We start from the raw sequence: 16,949 nt of genomic DNA, 5'->3' as shown, positions 1-16,949 counted from the left end.
CGTCGGTGCGCGCACCCGGTCGGGGTGGCGCTCGGAGCCGGGGCCGCTGGTGGTCAGCGGCCCGACGTTCGCTCCCGGTCGCGAGGATCGGCTGAGGCGACGACCTCGGTGCCGACGCCCTCGGAGGTGAAGACCTCGAGCAGCATCGAGTGCGGGACGCGGCCGTCGATGATCGCGGCCTTCGGCACCCCGCCGAGCACCGCGTCGAGGCACGCCGTCATCTTGGGGATCATCCCCGACTCGAGCGAGGGCAGCAGGGCCGCGAGCTCGTCGGAGGCGATGTGCGACACGAGGGAGTCGCGGTCGGGCCAGTCGGCGTACAGCCCGGGGACGTCGGTGAGGATCACGAGCTTCTCGGCGCCGACGGCGACGGCGAGCGCTGCCGCGGCGGCGTCGGCGTTCACGTTCAGCGACTGCGTCGGGTCGTCGGAGTCGGGCGCGATCGAGGAGACGACCGGGATCCGGCCGGCGTCGAGCTGGGCGAGGACGGCGGCGGGATCGACGGAGATCACGTCGCCGACGAGGCCCAGGTCGTGCTCGACCCCGTCCAACACGACGCCGCGACGACGGCCGACGAAGAGCCCGGCGTCCTCACCGGAGATCCCGGCGGCCAGCGGCCCGTACTCGTTGATCCGCCGGACGATGTCGCGGCTGATGCTGCCGGTGAGCACCATCCGCACGACGTCCATCGCCTCGGGACTGGTCACCCGGTAGCCGCCGCGGAACTCGCTGGCGATGCCGAGCCGGTCGAGCATCGCCGAGATCTGCGGGCCGCCGCCGTGCACGACGACCGGACGGATGCCGGCGTAGTGCAGGTAGACGATGTCCTGCGCGAAGGCGCGCTGGAGCTCCTCCGACACCATGGCGTTGCCGCCGAACTTGATCACCATCGTCCTGCCGTGGAACCGCTGCAGCCAGGGCAGCGATTCGATCAGGGTGCCGGCCTTGACGGCCACGGCGTCGCGCAGCGCGAGGGTCTCGGCCTCGGTCGGATCGTCGGTGCTCACCGGGTTCTCGGCGCTCATCAGCTGGAGTACGCCGAGTTCTCGTGGACGTAGTCGTGGGTGAGGTCGTTGGTCCAGATCGTCGCCGTGGCGTCCCCGGCGTGCAGATCGATGTCGACCGAGACCTTGCGCGGGGCGAGGTCGACCAGGTCGCGGCTCTCGTCGGGTTCGCCGGCCCGGCAGACCTGCACGCCGTTCATCGCGACATCGATCCCGTAGGGATCGAACTGCGCGTCGGTGGTGCCGACCGCGGCCAGCACCCGGCCCCAGTTCGGGTCGTTGCCGAAGATCGCGGCCTTGAAGAGGTTGCTCCGCGAGACCGCGCGGGCGACGACGACGGCCTCGTCCTCGGTCGCGGCGTTCAGCACGCGGATCGCCACGTCGTGCGCGGCCCCCTCGGCGTCGGCCTGGAGCTGGAGCGTGAGATCGCGGCAGACGTCGGTGAGCGCGGCGGTGAAGTCGGCGTGCTCGGGAGTCGCACCGCTCGCGCCACTGGCGAGCAGCGCGACGGTGTCGTTCGTCGACATGCAGCCGTCGGAGTCGAGGCGGTCGAAGGTGACCCGGGTCGCCGCGCGGAGCGCGGTGTCGAGCTCGGCGGAGTCGAGGACCGCATCGGTCGTGATCACGACGAGCATCGTCGCGAGCCCCGGCGCGAGCATCCCGGCGCCCTTGGCCATTCCGCCGACGGTCCAGCCCTGCTCGGAGCGGACGCTCGCCTGCTTCGGCACGGTGTCGGTCGTCATGATCGCGCGGGCCGCCGCCTCGCCGGCCTCGGGGCCGGTCGCGCCGGGGAGCGCGGCCGACGCCTCGGTCACCCCGGCCGTGAGCTTGCCGAGGTCGAGCTGGTCGCCGATGAGGCCGGTGGAGCAGACCAGCACGTCGCCCGCGGAGACGCCCAGGCTCCCGGCCACGGCCTCGGCCGTGCCGTGGGTGACCTGGAAGCCCGCGGCACCTGTGTAGCAGTTGGCCCCGCCGGAGTTGAGCACGATCGCCGAGACGACGCCGTCGCGCATCACCTGCTCGCTCCAGAGCACCGGATTCGCCTTGCACCGGTTGCTGGTGAAGACCGTCGCCGCGTTCTGCAGCGGACCGAGGTTGTGCACGAGGGCGAGGTCGCGGGCGCCGGTCGACTTCAGGCCGGCGACGACCCCGGCCGCGGCGAATCCGGCTGCGGCGGTGATGCTCACGGCGCCACTCCGTTCGTGCTCAGGCCGAGGGTCTCGGGGAGGCCCAGGGCGATGTTGGTCGACTGGATCGCGGCGCCGGCGGTGCCCTTGACGAGGTTGTCGAGGGCGGTGATCACGACGACGCGGCCGGCGCGCTCGTCCACGGCGAGGCCGATCAGCGCGGTGTTGGCGCCGACGGTGTCCGCGGTGCGCGGGAAGGCCCCCTCCGGCAGCAGCTGGACGAAGGGCTCGTCGGCGTAGGCCGACTCCCAGGCCTCGCGCACGTCTCGCGCGGAGACCCCCGGTGCGAGGCGCGCGGTCGCGGTCGCGAGGATGCCGCGCGACATCGGCACCAGGATCGGCGTGAACGAGATCGAGACGGGGCCGGCACCGGCGAGCGCGAGGTTCTGCCGGATCTCCGGGTTGTGGCGGTGCCCGCCGCCGATGCCGTAGGCGTGGGCGGAGCCGAGCAGCTCGCTCGCCAGCAGGTCGGTGCGCAGGCTCTTGCCGGCACCGGACGGGCCGACCGCGAGGACGGAGACGAGGTCGGCGGCCTCGATCACGCCGGCGTGCAGGCCCGGCGCGAGGCCGAGCGTGATGGCGGTGACGTTGCAGCCCGGCACGGCGATGCGGCGGACCCCCGCCAGCACGTCGCGCTGCCGGCCGGAGCCGGCCAGCATCAGCTCGGGCAGGCCGTAGGGCCAGGCGCCGGCGAAGTCGCCGCCGTAGTACTCCGCCCAGTCCTGCTCGTCCGTCAGCCGGTGGTCGGCGCCGCAGTCGACGACGAGGACGTCATCGGGGAGCGTCGCGGTGATCTCGCCGGACTTGCCGTGCGGCAGGGCGAGGAAGACGACGTCGTGGCCCGCCAGGTTCTCGGTCGTCGTGTCGACGAGCTCGAGTCGGCGCAGCGAGCGCAGGTGCGGCTGCACCGCGGCGAGGGGCTGGCCGGCGTTCGAGTGCGCCGTGACCGTGCGCACCTCGAACTCGGGGTGATCGGCGAGCAGGCGGAGCAGCTCGCCGCCCGCGTACCCGCTCGCTCCGGCCACCGCCACGGAAAAAGTCATGCCCGAGAGCCTAGTCGCTGGCGGGACCCGCCCTCGCCCGATCGCGACGGGCGGCCGCCGGCCGGAACCGGCGGCCGTCCGCTCACTCGCGCGGCGACGCGCCGAAGCGCTCGGCGGCGAGCGCGGTGCCGCTCTCCTTCGCCGAGCTGGCCTCGGCGGCGGTCAGGGTGCGGTCGGCGGCGCGGAAGCGCAGCGCGAAGGTGAGCGACTTCGAGCCCTCGGGGACGCCCGCGCCGCGGTAGTCGTCGACCAGGCGGATCGCCTCGAGCAGCTCGCCGGCTCCCTCCGCCACGGCGGCCTGCAGGTCGGCCGCCGGGACGACCGCGGGGACGACCAGCGAGAGGTCCTGGGTCGCCGCGGGGAGCGCGCCGACCGGGCGCGCGACGACGAGGCGGCCGGCGCGGGCGATCAGCGGATCGAGGTCGAGCTCGACCACCGCCACGCGGTGCGGCAGGTCGAGGTCGTCGGCGAGCGACGGGAGCAGCTCACCGGCGTGGCCAACCACGGCGCCGTCGAGCAGCACCTCGGCCGTGCGTCCCGGGTGCAGGGCGGCGTGCGAGCCCTGGCGGATCTGCAGCTCGACGCCCGAGGCGGCCGCGACATCGCGCACGACGTCGAGTGCGTCGCGCCAGTCGAAGTCACGCGCGGCGACGCCGGGCTGGCGCTCGAGGGCCGAGCCCGTCAGCAGCGCGGCGACGTGCAGCGGCTGGCGCGGGATCCCCGCGTTCAGCGCCGCCTCGACCTCCGCGGACGGACGCGCGCCGGCGAGGGGCAGGCCCGCGGAGCCGAACGGGCGGTCGCCCTGCGGCAGGAAGACCGAGCCCATCTCGTAGACGGCCAGGTCGACGAGGCCGCGCGAGCGGTTGCGCGCCGCGACCTGCACGAGTCCGGGCAGGAGAGAGAGCCGCAGCTGCCCCGCGGTCGCGTCCAGCGGGTTCGCCAGCGACACCTGCTGCACCGGATCGCCGTCGACGGAGCCGAAGCGGTCGTTGATCGAGCGGGAGAGGAACGGGTAGGACAGCACCTCGGTGAGCCCGGCGGCCGCGAGCGACTGCGCGACCGTGCGGCGCAGGCGCTGCCCGGGCGTGAGGCCGCGGCCGGGAGGCGCCACGGGGAGGATCGACGGGATGCGGTCGTAGCCGGTGATCCGGGCGACCTCCTCCGCGAGGGTGGAGCGGTCGGTCAGGTCGGGCCGCCAGCTCGGCGGAGTGACGAGCAGGCCCGCTCCCCCGGCCTCGACGCTCGCGCCGATCTCGACCAGGGCGCCGCGGATCTCCTCGGGCGTGTACTCGAGGCCGATCAGGCCGGAGATGTAGCCGTCGGGCAGCTCGATCGCCTCAGCCGCGCCCGCGTCGGCGAGCACCGAGCCGAGCTCGTCCGCGGTGCCGCCCGCGAGCTCGACCAGCAGCTGCACCGCGCGCGCGGCGGCGACCGGCGCGACCAGCGGGTCCACGCCGCGCTCGAAGCGGCGCGACGCCTCGCTCGGCAGCTTGTGCCGGCGGGCCGTGCGCGCGATCGACACCGGGTCGAAGTTCGCGGCCTCGATCAGCACGTCGGCGGTCGTGTCGGTGATCTCGGTGCGGGCGCCGCCCATCACGCCGGCGAGCCCGATCGGACCGCCGTCGTCCGTGATCAGGAGGTCCTCGTGGTGCAGGCGGCGGGTCTGGCCGTCGAGCGTCTCGAGCGTCTCGCCGGCGCGGGCCCGGCGGACGACGATGCCGCCCTCCAGGCGCTCGAGGTCGTAGCCGTGCAGCGGCTGCCCGAGCTCGAACATGACGTAGTTGGTGATGTCGACGACCAGCGAGATCGAGCGCACGCCGGCCAGGCGCAGTCGCGCGATCATCCACGGCGGGGTCGGCAGCGAGGGATCGATGCCGCGGACGACGCGGGTGACGAAGACGGACGAGCCGACGCGGCCGCGGATCGGAGCCTCGTCCTCGACCGCGACGGGGAAGACGGGCGCGGACTCGAGCCGCTCGGGCGCGGTGATCGCGAGCGCGGGGTCGCGGAAGGCGGCGCCGGTCGCGTGGGCGTACTCGCGGGCGATGCCGCGGATCGAGAAGGCGTAGCCGCGATCCGGGGTCACATTGACCTCGACCGCGGCGTCGTCGAGCCCGAGGAGCGCGATCGCGTCGGTGCCGACCTCGGGGTCGATGCCGAGGCTCGCCAGGCGGAGGATGCCCTCGTGGTCGTCGCCGAGGCCGAGCTCGCGGGTGGACGCGATCATCCCGTCGGAGACGTGCCCGTAGGTCTTCCGCGCCGAGATCGGGAACGGCCCGGGCAGCACGGCTCCGGGCAGCGAGACCACCACCTTGTCGCCGGCCGCGAAGTTGTGCGCACCGCAGACGATGCCGCGGACGTCGTCGCCGCCGTCGGCCGCGCGCTCCCCCTCGGGCGCGACGCGGACGGTGCACCAGTTGATGGTCTTGCCGTTCTTCTGCGGCTCGGGGAAGAGGTCGAGGACCTCGCCGACCACGACGGGGCCGGAGACGTCGAAACGGTGGACGTCCTCCTCCTCCAGGCCGACCGACACGAGCGCCGCGTGCACGGCCTCGGTCGTGACGCCCTGCTCGAGGTCGACGTACTCGCCCAGCCAGCTCAGCGGGATGCGCATCAGATCACCATCCCGTACTGCTTGCTGAAGCGGACGTCGCCCTCGACCATGTCGCGCATGTCCTTCACGTCGTTGCGGAACATCAGGGTCCGCTCGATCCCCATCCCGAACGCGAAGCCGGAGTACTCGTCCGGGTCGATGCCGACGGAGCGCAGGACGTTCGGGTTCACCATCCCGCAGCCGCCCCACTCGATCCAGCGGGCACCGCCGACGAAGGTGGGGTGCCAGATGTCGAGCTCGGCGCTCGGCTCGGTGAAGGGGAAGTAGTTGGGGCGCAGGCGGATCTTCGCCTCGTCGCCGAACAGGAGACGGGCGACGTGCTCGAGGGTGCCGCGCAGGTGCGCCATCGTCAGACCGCGATCGACGGCGAGGCCCTCGAACTGCGTGAAGACGGGGGTGTGCGTGGCGTCGAGCTCGTCGGTGCGGTAGACGCGGCCGGGCGCGATCACGTAGATCGGCGGGGTGCGCTCGAGCATCGAGCGGATCTGCACCGGCGAGGTGTGGGTGCGCAGCACGAGGTGCGATTCGACCGGATCGACGAAGAAGGTGTCCTGCATCGCGCGGGCCGGGTGGTCCTCGTCGAAGTTGAGGGCGTCGAAGTTGAACCACTCGTTCTCGAGCTCGGGTCCCTCCGCGATCTCCCAGCCCATGCCGACGAACACGTCGGCGATCGACTCCTGCAGGAGCGAGAGGGGGTGGCGGGCGCCCTGGCGCACGAAGCTGGCGCCGGCGGTGACGTCGACGCGCTCGGCGTCGAGCGCCGCGGCCTGCTCGGCCTCGACGAGCTCCGCCTCGCGCTCGGCGTACGCGTCGCCGACCTCCTTGCGGGCGCCGCCCACGAGCTTGCCGGACGCCGCCTTGAACTCCGGGGGCACGGAGCGCATCAGCGCGTTCAATCGGGCGAGGGCCGAGCCCTCGCCGAGGTGGGCGGTGCGGGCCGCCTTCAGAGCGGCGGAATCGGCGGCCGCGCGGATCGCGGTGAGCGCCTCCGCGGTCGCCGCCGAGACGGCCTCGTCGGTGATCGGGTTGCTGTCAGACACGATCCCCCAGTGTAGGGATGCCTCGCGCGGCCCGCTCGCCCGGGCGGGCGGACGTCTGTGCCCGTCAGCGCGGCCGATCCCGGATCCGGCCGGTCTCCATGCTGATCGAGTAGCCCGCGGCGCGGTCGTATCGAGATCCGCCCGAGCCAGAGCCGGCGGCCGCCAGTCCTCCTCGCGGAGCGGTGGGTCTCGATACGCCCCTGCGGGGCTACTCGACCAGCATGTGCACGGATATCGAACAGGAACCCTGCAGATCGCCGACCGCCCGCAAGGCGAACGTGTGAATCGCGTGCCAGCGATTCGCGCTAGGCGGACGCAGGACGCTCTGCGGAACGCGACCGTCTCAGAGAGCCGACTGCGGTCGACATCGCCGCGGGCGATGCCGACGAATCGACACCGCATCGCGTGACAGCGATTCGCGCCAGCCGGACGCGGGACGCTCTGCGGGACGCGACCGCCTCGGCAGCCGACCGCGGTGGGGATCGCCGCAGGCGATTCCCACAATCGGGTTCAGTCCTGCGCGGCGAGCAGGGCGGTGTCGGTGGTCGCGCGGGCCGCCGGGTGGCCGGTGCCCTTGCGGCCGCCGTTCTTCGTGCGGATCTCGACCCACTTGGCGATGCCGGAGAGGATCAGGCAGATGCCGATGTAGATGGCGCCGACCACGATGGCCGCGGGGATGATCGGGCTGTCCAGGCTCGGCTGGTTGCCGAGGTAGCGGGCGTAGTAGAGCAGCTCGTTGTAGGTGATGATCGAGCCGAGCGCCGTGTCCTTGAGGGCGACGACGAGCTGGGCGATGATCACGGGCAGCATCGAGCGGATCGCCTGCGGGAAGAGGATGAGGCGCATGACGCCGGCCTTGCTCAGGCCGATGGCGTAGCCCGCCTCCTTCTGGCCGCGCGGGAGGGCCTCGATGCCGGCGCGGAAGATCTCGGAGAAGACGGAGCCGTTGTAGAGCGTCAGCGCGATGACCACGGCGAGGTACGGCGTCAGCTTGAGCCCGACGAACGGGAGCCCGTAGTACATCAGCATCATCAGGATGAGGACCGGGATCGCGCGGAACAGCTCGATGAAGAGCGTGACCGGGAGGTTGATCCAGCGACGGTCCGAGAGGCGGCCGATCGCCAGCAGCAGGCCGAGCACGATGCTCGCGACACCCGCGGTGGCGAAGGCGGCGAGCGTCTGCCCGAGCGCCGCGCCGATGCTCTGCCAGACCAGCGGGTAGCCGAACGCCCGCCACTTGGCCGGCGAGAACTGCCCGGACTCGGCGAAGCGCCAGAGCACGAAGGCCAGCAGCGCCACGAGGACGAGGACGACGACGGCGCCGATGACGCGGTTGCGGGCGACCGCGCGGGGTCCGGGGTTGTCGAAGAGGACGGAGCTCATCGGGCGACCCTCCACTTCTTCTCGAGCTGGCGTTGGAGGAGGGAGAGCGCGGTGACGAGGACCACGAAGACCAGGGCGACCCAGAGCACGACGATGAGGCTGTTCTCGCCGCGCTCGTTGAGCACGCGGACGATCGTCCCGGCCTCGGCGACCGAGAAGCCGGCGGCGACGGTGGTGTTCTTGAGGAGGGCGATCAGCACGCTCATCAGCGGCGGGATGACCGAGCGGAACGCCTGCGGCAGCACCACCTGGGTCATCGTGAGGCCGAAGTCGAGGCCGATCGCGCGGGCCGCCTCGGCCTGGCCGATCGGCACGGTGTTGATGCCGGAGCGGAGCACCTCGGCGACGTAGGTCGCGGTGTAGATGCTCAGGGCGGCGATCGCGAGGTTCGTGTACTCGACGTCCGGCAGGTCGAGCTTGGGGTAGCCGAAAGCGAAGAAGAACATCAGCAGCGTCAGCGGCGTGTTCCGGATGGTGTTGACGTAGACGGTGCCGACCGCTCGGGCGATCGGGACGGGCGAGACGCGCATCGCTCCCACCACGGTGCCGAGGAGGAGGGCGAAGACGAGCGACACGGCGAACAGCAGCAGGGTGTTGCCGAACGCGGGGACGAACACGTCGAGGTTGTTCAGGAGAACATCCATGCTGCGTGCCCTTTCATCGGGGAGGTGGGAGCGGTCGCCGGTTCGGCGTGGAGCAGGAGAGGTCCCGGGGCGGTGCGCGACGCGCCGCCCCGGGACTCCTCAGGGGTGTCGGCCTAGTAGGCGTCGACCGCGGGCTGCTCGACCGTGGTGCCGGACTGGCCGAGGGTCTCGTCGTAGATCGTGCTCCAGGTGTCACCGCCGTCGGTCAGCATCTCGTTGATGAAGCCGCGCAGGGCGGTGTCGTCCTTCGCGAGGCCGATGCCGTAGAGCTCGGTGCTGAAGGGCTCGCCGACGACCTTGAGGTCGTCCGGGCGCTGGGCGGCGTAGCCGATCAGGATCGCGCCGTCGGTGGTGACGGCGTCGACCTGGCCGTCGGCCAGGGCGTCGACGCACTGCGAGTAGGTGTCGAACTCCTCGGTCGGGACCTCGGGGTAGTTGGTGCGGATGTTCTGGATCGGGGTCGAGCCGGTCGCGGAGCACACGGTGGTGTCGGCCGAGAGGTCGTCCGGCCCGGTGATCGTGTCGTTGTCCGCGGCGACGAGCAGCTGCTGCCCGGTCTCGAAGTAGGGTCCGGCGAAGCCGACCTGCTCCTTGCGCTTGTCGGTGATCGAGTAGGTGCCGACGTAGTAGTCGATGTCGCCGTTCACGATCGAGGCCTCGCGGTTGGCCGAGGGGATCGGCTGGTACTCGATCTGGTCCTCGGAGAAGCCGAGGGAGGCGGCGACCCACTTGGCGATCTCGATGTCGAAGCCGGAGCGCTCCCCGGTCGCGGCGTCGAGGTAGCCCAGACCGGGCTGGTCCTCCTTGACGCCGATGGTGACGGTGTCGTCCGCCGACATGGCGTCGAAGGTCGGGCTGCCCTCGAGGGTGACGTCGGTGGCGACCTCGTAGGCCGCTCCGCTCCCCTCGGAGCCGGAGTCGGAGCCGGTGCCGGTCCCGGAGTCACCGGCGCAGCCGGCGAGGGTGAGGGCCGCTGCGGCGAGTCCCGCGGTCATGAACATGAGCTTGGTGCGCATGATCGTCCTTCCTGGGGTGTGGCCCGCTGGAGCGGGCGATGTCGGGTCGCTCCCCGCGGTTCGGGGCACGACCTGTCGAACGGCGGCCGAGGCGGAGTCCGTCCGCGGCGCCGGGGACCTAGTGGGTGATCAGCTTCGAGAGGAAGTCCTTGGCCCGGTCGGTGCGCGGGGCGGTGAAGAACGACTCGGGGTCGGTGTCCTCGAGGATCTCGCCGTCGGACATGAAGACGACCCGGTGGGCGGCCTTCCGGGCGAAGCCCATCTCGTGGGTGACGACGATCATCGTCATGCCCTCCTCGGCGAGTCCGACCATGACGTCGAGGACCTCGTTGATCATCTCCGGGTCGAGTGCCGAGGTCGGCTCGTCGAAGAGCATCACCTTCGGCTTCATCGCCAGGGCGCGGGCGATGGCCACGCGCTGCTGCTGACCGCCGGAGAGCTGGGCGGGCGTCTTGCCCGCCTGGTGCCCGACGCCGACGCGGTCGAGCAGCGCCTGCGCCTCCGCCTCGGCCGCCTTCCGCGAGAGCTTGCGGACCTTGATCGGCCCGAGCGTGACGTTCTCGAGGATCGTCTTGTGCGCGAAGAGGTTGAACGACTGGAAGACCATGCCGACGTCGGCGCGCAGCGCGGCGAGCCCCTTGCCCTCCTCCGGCAGCGTTTGACCGTCGATCGAGATCGTGCCGCCGGAGATCGTCTCCAGGCGGTTGATCGTGCGGCAGAGCGTCGACTTGCCCGACCCGGAGGGACCGAGGACCACGACCACCTCGCCGCGGTTGATCGTCAGATCGATGTCCTTCAGCGCCTGGAACTCGCCGTAGTGCTTCTGAACCCCGTCGAGGACGACGAGGGGCTCGCGGGCGGCAGCGGACGATCGCCCGGCCTGGGAGGGTGCTTCCATTCCGTCAGAGAATCACACGGGCATGGGCGGGTCAAATCATGAGCGGATTCTTAACCGGAGCGCAACAACTCAGGCTCGCTCCCAGCCTCGCACCACGCCGAGGTGGTGTTCTCTCAGTCCGGGGCTGAAACGTCTCAGACTGCTGACGCGCGGATGCGTCAGGAGCGGAGCGCGAAGGCGCTCTCGTAGAGGCAGACCGAGGCGGCGGTGGCGAGGTTGAGCGACTCCGCGGCGCCGTAGATCGGCACGGCGACGACACCGTCCATCAGCTCGAGCGACTCGTCCTCGAGGCCGCGCGCCTCGTTGCCGAAGACCCACACCGTGGGCTGCGCGAGGTCGCCCCTGGCGCGCACGTCGAGCAGGCCCTCGCCCTTCACATCGGCCGCGACGGCCCTGAGCCCGGCGGAGCGCAGCCGCTGCAGCACGTCGGGCAGTTCGGCGCCGACCGCGACGGGCAGGTGGAACAGCGAGCCCGTGGTGGAGCGGACGACCTTCGGGTTGTAGAGGTCGACGGAGCGGCCGGTCAGCACGACGGCGTCGGCGCCTGCGGCGTCGGCCGCGCGGATGATCGTGCCGAGGTTGCCCGGGTCGCGGACCTCCTCCAGCACGGCGACGAGGCGCGGCTCGGAGGCGACGACGTCCTTGAGCGACGTCGGGAACTGCCGGCAGACGGCCACGAAGCCCTGCGGCGTGACGGTGTCGGCCATCGAGTCGAGGACGTCCTCGGTCACGTACTCGATCTCGACCTCGGCCTCCTCGGCCGCGGCGACGATCTCGGGGTGGCGCTCGAGCGCGGTGGGGGTCGCGAACGACTCCATCAGCAGCTCGGGACGGTAGCGGAGCGCCTCGGACATGGCCTGCGGGCCCTCGAGGAGGAAGAGCCCCGACTCCTGCCGTGCCGGACGCCGGGTGAGCTTGGCGACGGAGCGGACACGGGGAGAACGGGGGTTGTCGAGCATGCGGCGAGCCTATCGGCGCTCCGTCGCGGGGCCCGGTCGACACGTCGCCCGCCCGGAAGGCGAGCTGAGGGAACGAGGACCCGCGGGAACGACGAAGGGGGCCGCGCCTCTCGGCGTGGCCCCCTTCGGAGACGTGCTGCGGACTACGCGGCCTTCGGGGCCGAGGTGTCGGCGGGCAGGGCGGCCTTCGCGCTCGCCACGAGGGCGGTGAAGGTCGCCGGCTCGGTGATCGCGAGGTCGGCGAGGATGCGGCGGTCGACCTGGATGCCGGCCAGGGCGAGGCCCTGGATGAAGCGGTTGTAGGTCAGGCCGTTCGCGCGGGACGCGGCGTTGATGCGCTGGATCCAGAGGCGGCGGAACTCGCCCTTCTTCGCGCGGCGGTCGCGGTACGAGTAGACGAGGGAGTGGGTGACCTGCTCCTTGGCCTTGCGGTACAGACGCGAGCGCTGGCCGCGGTAGCCCTTGGCGCGCTCGAGGATGACGCGACGCTTCTTGTGGGCGTTGACCGCCCTCTTGACTCTTGCCATTTCTCTTTCTTCCTTACGATCCGGGTCGGTTGTCGAGGACTACGACGGCAGCGGGCTGCCGTGGTGGTCGACTACAGGCCGAGAAGCTTCTTGGCGACCTTGGCGTCCTGCGGGGCGAGGACCTGGTCCTGGTTCAGGCGACGGGTGCGGACGCTGGACTTCGACTCCAGGTTGTGACGCATACCGGCCTGCTGCTTCATGAGCTTGCCGGAGCCCGTGACCTTGAAACGCTTCTTGGCACCCGAGTGGGTCTTCATCTTGGGCATGTTCTCTCCTTGTCGACGTCGCACGCGCACTCGGCGGGCGAAACTGGTGCCCCGCGAGCGGGGCGTCCACCGGCCCCGAGGACGGGGCGGCGAAGTATCAGACGGATTCGGACTCGGCCGTTTCCTCTTCGGGGGTGTTGGCCTCGCGACGAGCGGCGCGGACGGCGTTCGCCTCTGCCTTCGCCTCGGACTTGTTCTTCAGCGGGCCGATGACCATCACCATGTTGCGACCGTCGATGGTCGGGGTGGACTCGACCTGGCCGAACTCGGACACGTCCTCCGCGAAGCGCTGCAGGAGTCGCACGCCCATCTCGGGGCGGGACTGCTCGCGACCGCGGAACAGGATCATGGCCTTGACCTTGTCGCCGGCCTTCAGGAAGCCCTCGGCGCGCTTGCGCTTGGTCTCGTAGTCGTGCTTGTCGATCTTCAGGCGGAAGCGGACCTCCTTGAGGATCGTGTTCGCCTGGTTGCGACGGGCTTCCTTGAGCTTCTGGGCCTGCTCGTACTTGAACTTCCCGTAGTCCATGATCTTGGCGACGGGAGGCTTGGAGTTGGGAGCAACCTCGACCAGATCCAGGTCTGCGTCCTGCGCGAGTCGCAGGGCGACCTCGATTTTCACGACGCCGACCTGTTCTCCGGCGGGACCCACGAGGCGGACCTCGGGGACGCGGATTCGGTCGTTGGTACGGGGATCGCTGATTGCGTTTCTCCTCTGATCTCGGTGAGTTGCTGCTCTGCGGCCGGAGTGTTCGTCCGGCGCATCCCGAGAGAGGTGATTCCCTGTGCGAAGCGCGTCTACCGCGCTGCGCTGCACCCTTCGACGCGCTCCCCGAGACGTGTCTCGAGGACCGCAGCCCTGCCCCCGTTGCCGGAGGCGGAGTGCTTCTGACCCGGTAACCTAGTGAAGCGGTCAAGCGCGGGTGGGAGAATCTCCACTTTCGAACCGAGGACATGCCTCGGAGCCCGCATCACCATAGCAGACTTCCGGCCGGAAGGGCAGCAGGCGGCATCCGCCACTCCCCCTCCACCGCGGGCGCCCCGCTCCAGCACCGCCTCGGGGCACCCGCGTGCGCCGGTCCCACCGAACGAAGGACCCATGGCTCAGCACGACGACGACTACGCCCGACGGTTCGGCGACGACTCCTCCGATGTGGAGGCCGCCCGCGACATCGCCGAGGTGCCTGCGGTCGAGATCATCACGACCGCCGCGGTGCACCTGATGAGCGCCGCCGCCGTGAAGTGCGGTCTCGCCGATGAGCCGGGCGCCCAGGTCGACCTCGACGAGGCGCGCAAGCTGATCAACGCCCTCGCCGGCCTCGTCACCGCTGGGGCGCCCGACATCAGCGACATGCACGCGCGCAGCCTGCGCGACGGGCTCCGGACGCTGCAGCTCGCCTTCCGCGAGGCCTCGCCGATCGCCGACCCGATCGGCAAGGGCCCGGGCGAGAAGTGGACCGGCCCGGTCACCTGAGCCCGGAGGGCCGGCTCAGGCGGCGGGAGCGGACGCCAGCTGGAGGGTCATCGAGTCGACCCTCGCGGCGACGATCTCGTCGGCGGCCCAGCGCTCGCCCAGCCGCGCGACCAGCGCTCCGAGCGCCGCGCGATCGAGACCGGGCTGCAGCTCCAGCACGATGACCAGCTCCGGACCGGTGAGCCGCTGACCGGGATCGCCCGGCCGCACGTCGAGAGAGACGACGGCGTCCTCCGCGGCGGCACCGGCGCGCAGAGCGGCCAGGACCTCCGGATCGGCCGGGCTCGGCCGCCACGGCGACCCCTCGGCGATCGCCCAGAGCGCGGGGCGGCGGACGGCGAACTCGTGCGGCGAAGCGGGGTCGAGGACCATCAGCTCGGTCTCCTCCGCCACCGCGGCCAGCGCCGCCCGCCGTCCGTCGACGGGGACGGGACGTGCGAGCCGGTCCCAGCGGCGCATCGCCTCGACGTCGCTGAAGACCGGGAGCACGGTCCGGCCGTCTGGACCCGCGACCGTCACGATCGACAGCTCCTGCGACTTGTCGGCGCGCAGGCCCGCGACGCCCTCGGCCTCCTCGCCGAGCTTCGCGACCAGGGGGATGAGCAGGCGCGACTCGCGCAGCGCGTCGACCACCGCCTCCGGGCCCGCGTCGCCCGCGCCGAACGCGCGCAGCGCGCGGACCAGGCCCTCGGGTGCGCTGCCGTCGTCGTCGGTCGACGCGCTCTGCTCGAAGTGGCGGCCGGCCCACGGGGTGCCGGCCGAGTCGCTCAGGTGCGCGGGGAGCGCGCGTCCCTCACCCGAGGACGAGCCGGTCACTCGGAGGCGACGTCGAGCGCCTCGGCGAGCGTGAAGGCGCCGGCGTAGAGCGCCTTACCGACGATCGCGCCCTCGAGGCCCTGCGGGACGAGGTCGCGCAGCGCCGCGATGTCGTCGAGGTTCGAGATGCCGCCCGAGGCGATGACGGGGCGGTGCGTGCGGGCCATGACCTGCTCGAGCAGCTCGAGGTTGGGTCCCTTGAGGGTGCCGTCCTTCGTCACGTCGGTGACGACGTAGCGGGTGCAGCCGGCCTCCTCGAGGCGCTCGAGGACCTGCCAGAGGTCGCCGCCCTCCTTCGTCCAGCCGCGGGCCGCGAGGGTGGTGCCGCGCACGTCGAGACCGACCGCGATCTGGTCGCCGTACTGCGCGATGACGCTGGCGGCCCACTCCGGGTTCTCCAGCGCGGCGGTGCCGAGGTTGATGCGCTTCGCACCGGCGTTCAGCGCCGACTCGAGGCTGCGGTCGTCGCGGATGCCGCCGGAGAGCTCGACGTTGACGCCCTTCACCTGGCGGATGACCTTCTTCATGATGCCGTGGTTGTCGCCGCGGCCGAAGGCGGCGTCGAGGTCGACGAGGTGGATCCACTCGGCGCCCTGTTCGGCCCAGTCGCCGGCCGCGTCGATCGGGTCGCCGTAGTTGGTCTCGGTGCCCGCCTCGCCCTGCGTCAGGCGGACGGCCTTGCCGCCGGCCACGTCGATCGCGGGGAGAAGGACCAGGCCCGGGGCCTTGGTGAACTCGCTCATCGTCATCCTCAGTCTCGGAGCTGGTGCGGCCGGGGCGCCTGGGGCGCCGCCGACCACCGGCCGATCCTAGTTCGTGCGGAGCCCGCCCAGCCAATTCGAGAGCAGCCGCAGGCCCGCGGCGCCGGACTTCTCCGGGTGGAACTGCGTCGCGGAGAGCGGCCCGTTCTCGACGGCCGCGATGAACGGACCGCCGTGGTCGGCCCAGGTGACCGCAGGACGCGGGAACGGGGGCATGACGTCCAGCGTCCACTCCCGGGCGCCGTAGGAGTGCACGAAGTAGAAGCGCTCGTCCTCGATGCCGTCGAACAGGCGGGAGCCCGCCGGCACGTCGACGGTGTTCCAGCCCATGTGCGGCACGACCTCGGCGGGCAGCAGGTCGACCGTCCCCGGCCACTCCCCCAGGCCCTCGCTCTCGACACCGCGCTCGACGCCGCGATCGAAGAGCACCTGCATCCCCACGCAGATCCCGAGCACCGGGCGGCCGCCGGCGAGGCGCTTCTCGATGATCTCGCCGCCGCGCGCCGCCGTCAGTGCCGACATCACCGCGCTGAAGGCGCCGACCCCCGGGACGAGGAGTCCGTCGGCCTCGAGGGCGCGGGTGCGGTCCGAGGTCAGCTCGACGTCGGCGCCCGCGAGCTCGAGCGCCTTGACGGCCGAGTGGACGTTGCCGGAGCCGTAGTCGTAGACGACGACGGACGGCCGGGCGCCGGTCACAGGGCGCCCTTCGTCGAGGGCACTCCGGCGACCAGCGGGTCGAAGGCCTTGGCCTGGCGGAACGCCCGGGCGAACGCCTTGAACTCGGCCTCGGCGATGTGGTGCGGGTCGCGGCCGCCGAGCACCGTGACGTGCACGGTCAGGCCGGCGTTGAAGGCGATCGCCTCGAAGACGTGGCGGACCATCGATCCGGTGAAGTGGCCGCCGATCAGGTGCAGCGCGAAGCCCTCGGGCTCGCCGCCGTGCACGAGGTAGGGGCGGCCGGAGATGTCGACGACCGCCTGGACGAGCGCCTCGTCGAGCGGCACGAGGGCGTCGCCGAAGCGGGAGATGCCGGCCTTGTCGCCGAGCGCCTGCTTGATCGCGGTGCCGAGCACGATGCCGATGTCCTCGGCGGTGTGGTGGATGTCGATCTCGATGTCGCCGGTCGCGCGGACGGTCAGGTCGGTCAGCGAGTGCTTCGCGAACGCCGTCAGCAGGTGGTCGAAGAAGGGCACGCCCGTGGAGAGGTCCGCGACACCGGTGCCGTCGAGGTCGATCGACAGCTCGATGCTCGACTCGCTGGTGGCACGACGGAGGGAGGCGGTGCGCCCGGGAGCGGCGCTCGAGGAGGTCATGGTCTCC

18 protein-coding genes are annotated in these 16,949 nt (G+C 71.7%); 1 reads left to right on the top strand and 17 read right to left on the bottom strand.

Translation table 11 applies throughout. The features are described 5' to 3' along the window. Positions 1-53 precede the first annotated feature (53 nt). The 13 genes from argB to infC all read right to left on the bottom strand — a co-directional run bounded on the left by argB (position 54) and on the right by infC (position 13,281). Positions 54-1,025, bottom strand: coding sequence for an acetylglutamate kinase (gene argB / locus HRK28_RS13710; RefSeq protein ID WP_173251939.1), 972 nt, complete (start codon positions 1,023-1,025; stop codon positions 54-56). Continuing rightward, positions 1,025-2,191 (bottom strand): bifunctional glutamate N-acetyltransferase/amino-acid acetyltransferase ArgJ, encoded by a 1,167-nt coding sequence (argJ, locus tag HRK28_RS13705; RefSeq protein WP_160090220.1) that lies wholly within the window; start codon positions 2,189-2,191, stop codon positions 1,025-1,027. Before argJ ends, argB begins: the two co-directional genes overlap by 1 nt. After that, entirely contained in the window at positions 2,188-3,234 is a 1,047-nt protein-coding gene (gene argC / locus HRK28_RS13700) for an N-acetyl-gamma-glutamyl-phosphate reductase (protein WP_173251938.1), read from the bottom strand. The genes argJ and argC overlap by 4 nt, the downstream gene beginning before the upstream one ends. Positions 3,235-3,316: 82 nt before the next feature. Then, complete coding sequence (pheT, locus tag HRK28_RS13695; protein ID WP_173251937.1) at positions 3,317-5,848, bottom strand: phenylalanine--tRNA ligase subunit beta; 2,532 nt, start codon at positions 5,846-5,848, stop codon at positions 3,317-3,319. Beyond that, positions 5,848-6,888 (bottom strand): phenylalanine--tRNA ligase subunit alpha, encoded by a 1,041-nt coding sequence (pheS, locus tag HRK28_RS13690; protein ID WP_173251936.1) that lies wholly within the window; start codon positions 6,886-6,888, stop codon positions 5,848-5,850. The genes pheT and pheS overlap by 1 nt, the downstream gene beginning before the upstream one ends. A gap of 510 nt (positions 6,889-7,398) precedes the next feature. Further along, positions 7,399-8,271: an amino acid ABC transporter permease gene (locus HRK28_RS13685; protein ID WP_173251935.1), complete on the bottom strand. Its 873-nt coding sequence runs from the start codon at positions 8,269-8,271 to the stop codon at positions 7,399-7,401. Further along, positions 8,268-8,915 carry an amino acid ABC transporter permease gene (locus HRK28_RS13680; RefSeq protein ID WP_173251934.1) on the bottom strand — a complete coding sequence of 216 codons (648 nt, stop codon included), beginning with the start codon at positions 8,913-8,915 and terminating at the stop codon, positions 8,268-8,270. Before HRK28_RS13680 ends, HRK28_RS13685 begins: the two co-directional genes overlap by 4 nt. Positions 8,916-9,028: 113 nt before the next feature. Further along, complete coding sequence (locus HRK28_RS13675) at positions 9,029-9,931, bottom strand: glutamate ABC transporter substrate-binding protein (protein ID WP_173251933.1); 903 nt, start codon at positions 9,929-9,931, stop codon at positions 9,029-9,031. A 118-nt stretch (positions 9,932-10,049) separates the two neighbouring features. Continuing rightward, complete coding sequence (locus tag HRK28_RS13670; RefSeq protein ID WP_123444517.1) at positions 10,050-10,829, bottom strand: amino acid ABC transporter ATP-binding protein; 780 nt, start codon at positions 10,827-10,829, stop codon at positions 10,050-10,052. A 158-nt stretch (positions 10,830-10,987) separates the two neighbouring features. Then, a complete protein-coding gene (locus HRK28_RS13665) occupies positions 10,988-11,788 on the bottom strand; it encodes an RNA methyltransferase (protein WP_123444518.1) in 801 nt (266 codons plus the stop codon). Between the two features lie 143 nt (positions 11,789-11,931). After that, the gene (rplT, locus tag HRK28_RS13660; RefSeq protein WP_123444519.1) at positions 11,932-12,315 is read right to left on the bottom strand and encodes a 50S ribosomal protein L20; all 384 of its coding nucleotides are present in this window, start codon (positions 12,313-12,315) and stop codon (positions 11,932-11,934) included. A gap of 71 nt (positions 12,316-12,386) precedes the next feature. Continuing rightward, complete coding sequence (rpmI, locus tag HRK28_RS13655; RefSeq protein ID WP_056042364.1) at positions 12,387-12,581, bottom strand: 50S ribosomal protein L35; 195 nt, start codon at positions 12,579-12,581, stop codon at positions 12,387-12,389. Positions 12,582-12,678: 97 nt separating this feature from the next. After that, positions 12,679-13,281 (bottom strand): translation initiation factor IF-3, encoded by a 603-nt coding sequence (infC, locus tag HRK28_RS13650; RefSeq protein ID WP_160091379.1) that lies wholly within the window; start codon positions 13,279-13,281, stop codon positions 12,679-12,681. 396 nt (positions 13,282-13,677) lie between these two features. Here infC and HRK28_RS13645 point away from each other — a divergent pair, with 396 nt between their 5' ends. Next, a complete protein-coding gene (locus HRK28_RS13645) occupies positions 13,678-14,052 on the top strand; it encodes a DUF1844 domain-containing protein (protein ID WP_133963637.1) in 375 nt (124 codons plus the stop codon). Positions 14,053-14,067: 15 nt separating this feature from the next. Here HRK28_RS13645 and HRK28_RS13640 read toward each other — a convergent pair whose 3' ends face one another. From HRK28_RS13640 to hisB, 4 genes are all read right to left on the bottom strand, one after another. Next, positions 14,068-14,868 carry an SseB family protein gene (locus HRK28_RS13640; protein ID WP_167306050.1) on the bottom strand — a complete coding sequence of 267 codons (801 nt, stop codon included), beginning with the start codon at positions 14,866-14,868 and terminating at the stop codon, positions 14,068-14,070. Further along, a complete protein-coding gene (gene priA, locus HRK28_RS13635) occupies positions 14,865-15,611 on the bottom strand; it encodes a bifunctional 1-(5-phosphoribosyl)-5-((5-phosphoribosylamino)methylideneamino)imidazole-4-carboxamide isomerase/phosphoribosylanthranilate isomerase PriA (RefSeq protein WP_173251932.1) in 747 nt (248 codons plus the stop codon). The genes HRK28_RS13640 and priA overlap by 4 nt, the downstream gene beginning before the upstream one ends. A gap of 66 nt (positions 15,612-15,677) precedes the next feature. Beyond that, complete coding sequence (gene hisH, locus HRK28_RS13630; RefSeq protein ID WP_173251931.1) at positions 15,678-16,325, bottom strand: imidazole glycerol phosphate synthase subunit HisH; 648 nt, start codon at positions 16,323-16,325, stop codon at positions 15,678-15,680. Next, entirely contained in the window at positions 16,322-16,942 is a 621-nt protein-coding gene (gene hisB / locus HRK28_RS13625; RefSeq protein ID WP_123444522.1) for an imidazoleglycerol-phosphate dehydratase HisB, read from the bottom strand. The genes hisH and hisB overlap by 4 nt, the downstream gene beginning before the upstream one ends. Positions 16,943-16,949: the final 7 nt, after the last annotated feature.

It is taken from the genome of Rathayibacter sp. VKM Ac-2835 (assembly GCF_013266705.1).
Lineage (GTDB): Bacteria > Actinomycetota > Actinomycetes > Actinomycetales > Microbacteriaceae > Rathayibacter.
This window is presented reverse-complemented; position numbering and strand designations above follow the sequence as displayed.